The organism is Actinoplanes sp. TFC3 (assembly GCF_001553785.1).
GTDB lineage: Bacteria > Actinomycetota > Actinomycetes > Mycobacteriales > Micromonosporaceae > Actinoplanes.
Map to the genome: position 1 here is coordinate 1 of NZ_LOJP01000015.1, position 4,163 is coordinate 4,163.

Annotated in this window: 3 protein-coding genes; all 3 read right to left on the reverse strand. The window is 73.1% G+C overall.

The window, feature by feature from the left end; genetic code table 11:
* Positions 1 to 1,313: hypothetical protein (locus tag TFC3_RS34750; RefSeq protein WP_082772773.1), on the reverse strand; the 1,313-nt coding region annotated here is incomplete at its 3' end.
* Positions 1,314 to 1,341: 28 nt separating this feature from the next.
* Positions 1,342 to 3,096 carry a VirB4 family type IV secretion system protein gene (locus tag TFC3_RS34755; RefSeq protein ID WP_067510548.1) on the reverse strand — a complete coding sequence of 585 codons (1,755 nt, stop codon included), beginning with the start codon at positions 3,094 to 3,096 and terminating at the stop codon, positions 1,342 to 1,344.
* The gene (locus TFC3_RS34760; RefSeq protein ID WP_067510546.1) at positions 3,093 to 4,043 is read right to left on the reverse strand and encodes a PrgI family protein; all 951 of its coding nucleotides are present in this window, start codon (positions 4,041 to 4,043) and stop codon (positions 3,093 to 3,095) included. Before TFC3_RS34760 ends, TFC3_RS34755 begins: the two co-directional genes overlap by 4 nt.
* Between the last annotated feature and the right edge of the window lie 120 nt (positions 4,044 to 4,163).

Here is a 4,163-nt window from a genome sequence, read left to right on the forward strand (position 1 = left end):
GCGCAGAAGACATCGCGGCCTCCGGGGCGGCGCCGGGATGCGGCGGCGGGTAGGCCGTGGGCGGCGGGTTCGGCGGGCAGCCCGGCCAGGGCGGCGGCTTCGGCGACGGTGGCCAGGCTCATCCGGGCTTCGGGCACCCACCGCTGCGCCGCCGCCGTAGGGCCTCGGCGGAGGCGCCGGCGGGGGAAGTGCGCTGACAGCAGCCCGAATCCGCTCGTGATGTCGGCGGCGGCGGCCTGGGCGGCGGCCTTGGTCGGGCCGGTCCCGGTGGCGTAGACGGCGACGAGCAGGTGCGGGGCGGCGGCGAGTCTCCCGCGTGCCTGCCGGGCCAGGTCCGCCAGGTACGGGCCGGTCGGGCTGGTGTACCGCCGCGTCGTAGTGGTGGACGGGCCGGGCATAGCCAGGCTGAGCACGCCGAGAATCAGCGCACGCAGCCCATCCGCGAGCAGACCGGCGACACGAGCGGCACCTCGGGCTCGGCGGGCGCGTTCGGGATGGGCGGTAGCGCGGCGCAGCATCTTCAACCGGCGATCAGGCGCACGGCTGATGTGGACTTGCAGCAGCCCACCGCCGGTGCGTCCAGCCGCTGCGAGCCCGTCGAACACCGCCCGCAGCCGGTCCTCGTCCGGCGGGGCACTCTCCCACCGCCGGGAGCTGGCCGTGCTGGTGTCCTCGACCAAAGCAAGCCAGTCCGGTCGAGTCGGGCGCAACATCAGCGTGGTTGCCGTCCCGGCGGTACGCACGCGCGGCGGTCGGGTCTGTTCGGCGCGGACACCGGGCCAGCCCCGCTGCAACGTCCGCAGCACGATGGTCGGGTTGACGCCCGGAGGAAGCCACATCCCAGCACGCATCCCGTGCGGGTCGGACTCGACCTCCCACACGATGCGCGGCGGGCGTAGCGCCCACCGGCGCGGTGCGGGCAACACCGTGGCGAGCAGTTGCCAGAGGTCGACGGTCGCGGCCGGGGTGGCGGTGACCGGCGGAACGATCTGCAACCACTGAGCCTGGGCGGCATGGTTGCGCCACACCCGCCGCCGCCGCGCCCGCAAGGCCACGGCGAGCCCGACGAGGACGGCCAGGCCGGCGAGCAGCAGAGGCCAAAGGTCACCGATGAGCTCCCAGACGGCGCCGGGGGCCTTCTGGCCCCAGGTGCCGCAGGCGATCTCACCGAACGCGGAATTGGGGATGCCGTCGCGGCCGGGCACGCACCCAGGCGGGAACGGCGGCGGGGTCGGGGACGACGGTGTCAGCAGCGCGGACGAGACCGTGAGCAGCTGGGACGACGTATTGAACAACAGGGCAGAGATAGCCATGATGTACTCCCGGGTCAGTCGACGGGATTTACTGGCGGGTCGTGGACGGGCCGGTGATGACCAGGTCGTGTTCGACGTCGTCGGCGAGGCTGTGAAACGCCACCCGGGAAGATCCACACGCGAGGAGAGCGTCTCCGCGTGTGCAGGACAGCAGGAACGCCTGCTCGCCGTCGGTGAGCCCGAACGCCTCGGTCACGGCGTCGATGGCCTGCGGTGCCTGGCGCAGCAGCACCTGGGTTGCGGCGTTGGACACCACGGCCCGGCCGACGTCGGTGCCGAGCACGTCGGCGGCGTCCTGGGTGATCACCGACAACCCGGCGTTGTACTTACGCGCTGACTTCGACAGCCGGAACAGGAAGTCCGCGCCGAGCCCGGCGCGCAGCATCAGCCACGCCTCATCTACCAACACCAGCCGCCGGGTTGAGGCGCCCGTGCGGTTCGCGGTGCTGACGGTGCGCCAGATCGCGTCCAGGATGAGCAGCGTGCCGACCGGCTTCAGCTCCTCTGGCAGGTCCTTGATCGCGTAGACGACCAGGTGCCCGTGCGAGCCGGTGCTGGTGGGGCCGTCGAACAGGCCCTTGAAGGAGCCGGATACATACGGGTAGAGCCGGGCGGCCAGGGTCTGCCCGGCGTCACCGGTGTCCTGCAATGCGGCGGCGACGTCGGCCAGCAGCGGCGCGGGCCGCCGCCAGGTACGCGGGTCGGTGGTGATGCCCTTGCCCCGGTACGCGGCCAGGACCGCCACGTCCAAGGCGGCGGCTTCCTGCGGCGACACCCCGGCACTACCGGTGAGGACCGCGACGAACGTCTGCATGAACAGTGCCCGCCGCACCAGCGCGTCGTCGCCGTCCCCGGCCGACAGATCCAGGGGGTTGATCCGCACGCCGGGCACGCCGGGCCGGATGATCGTCCCGCCGACCGCCTGAGCGAGGCGCACATATTCGTCTTCCGGGTCGATGACGAACGCTTCCACCCCGAGGTACAGGTTGCGTAGGAGGTCGAGTTTGGCCAAATAGGACTTGCCCTCACCGGAGCGGGCGAGGATGACGGAGTTGAAGTTCGACTGCGCCCACCGGTCCCACACCACGACACCGGGTGAGTGCAGGTTGAGGCCGTAGAGCACCCCCATGCCGGTCTCGGCGGCGGTGACCGGCAGGTCCGGCGACGTGAACGGGAACGCGGCGGCCAGGGCGTCGGTGTCGAAGACCCGCTTCATGTTGAGGGCGTCGAACGCCAACGGCAGGCCGGTGATCCAGCCTTGCAACTGCCGCCACGTCGCCGGCGCCACGTCAAGCAGCAGCGACGAGGCGAGCGCGCGGACTTCGGTCAGCCGGTCGGCCAGCTCCGGCTCGCTGTCAGCGTGCACCGTCAGGTACAGACCGAGGCGGAACAGGCGGGCCTCGCCCCGGGCGACACGGGAGGCCAGGTCCGCGGCGTCAGCCGCCGCGGCGTCCAACTCGGGGTCATCGAGGCGGCCCTTGGTCGCGGTCTGCCGGCGCGACGCCTCGAACCGGCCCCGCTGCTTCCGCAATCGCTGGGAGGCAACAACCGGGGGGACGGGTTCGATGTGCAGGGACACGTCCACCCGCCCCGGATAGGACAGCAGCGGCTCGAGCCAGCCAGGGCCGACCTCGGCCGGGTAGCCGGTCACGGCCAAGGCGGCGGAGTAGTCGTCCCCGACCCGCACCGACCGTCCCCCGACCTCAACCGCGTCGGGGCTGCCGGGGACGACCGTCCCCGCCTCGGGGACAACAGCGGAACGGCGGCGCGTAAGCAGGTTCACCATTGCTCGTTTCCTTCCTCGTCGGGGACGGGTCGTCCCGGGCGGCCGGACGCAGCCGGGGACGGTCCGGCGGTCGGGTTGAGGGCGGCGGCCACCGTGGCGGACGCCTCGGCCGACCCGAGGACCGTCGCCGCGACTTCGCAGCCGGACAGCGCCCGCACGGTCTCGGTGGCCTGGTGCGCGGTGTGGCCTGGGCTGCGGGTGCTGCGCACGGCGACGGTGACCTGCCGGTGCAGCAGCTCCCGCCGCGCGGCGAGGTCATCCAGGAACCCCGCGTGTGAGCGGGCCGCCTCTTCCAGGGCGGGGTGCGGCAGGCTCGGCGCCCGCGCCGCCAGCCGGTCGGCCAGGTCGGTGAGGTCGACGCGTTGGGCGCGAACGAGGATCTGCGCGGGGCCGTCGAGGCTGTGCAGCCAGCGGGCGAACCCGGCGACCAGGCCGTTCTGCTCGGCCGGGGTCCGCAGCCCGAACGCCACCGTCGACGCGGCGACCAGGCCAGTGGTGCCCTCCGGGCCAAGGTCGATCAGCCCGTCGGGCGTGATGCCCTTCGCGGGCAGGCGCAGCGGCGCGGGTAGCGGGAGCCGGTCACCCGGCCCCCGCGTGGTGGACACCCACCCGGGGGCAGCGGTGATCGGACCGTCGGCCGGGACGAGCTGGTGCGGGGCACGCCGGTGCCGTACCGCGTTGAGGAGCCACCGGTCGAGGCTGATCCCGTCGCGGCGGCCGACCGCCAGGAAGAACCCCGTCCCGGCGATCGGCAGCGCGCAGACGAGGAACACCGGCGGGGGCACGACCGTCGCGAGGGCGGTCCATGCCGTGTAGAGCAGCAGGCCGATGACGGTCAGGATGACCAACTGCCGCCAGGTCAGACCGAACGCGACCCGATCCTCGCGCTCAACATCGGCGGGCACGCGAGCTCTCAACGGCGCTTCGTCGCTGCGGCGACTCATGACTTACCTCCTCGGGGACGGCGCCGGGCAGGCGGCGGGGACGGGGTCGTCGGAGGCGGGGACGGCGGCGGGGACGGCGGGGCCGGGCGAAACACCGGAGCGGCGCTGCCCGTAGGGCGC

Coding starts and splice junctions, on each gene's coding strand:
- TFC3_RS34760 (WP_067510546.1), bottom strand. CDS start 4,043: ATGAGTCGCCGCAGCGACGAAGCGCCGTTGAGAGCTCGCGTGCCCGCC.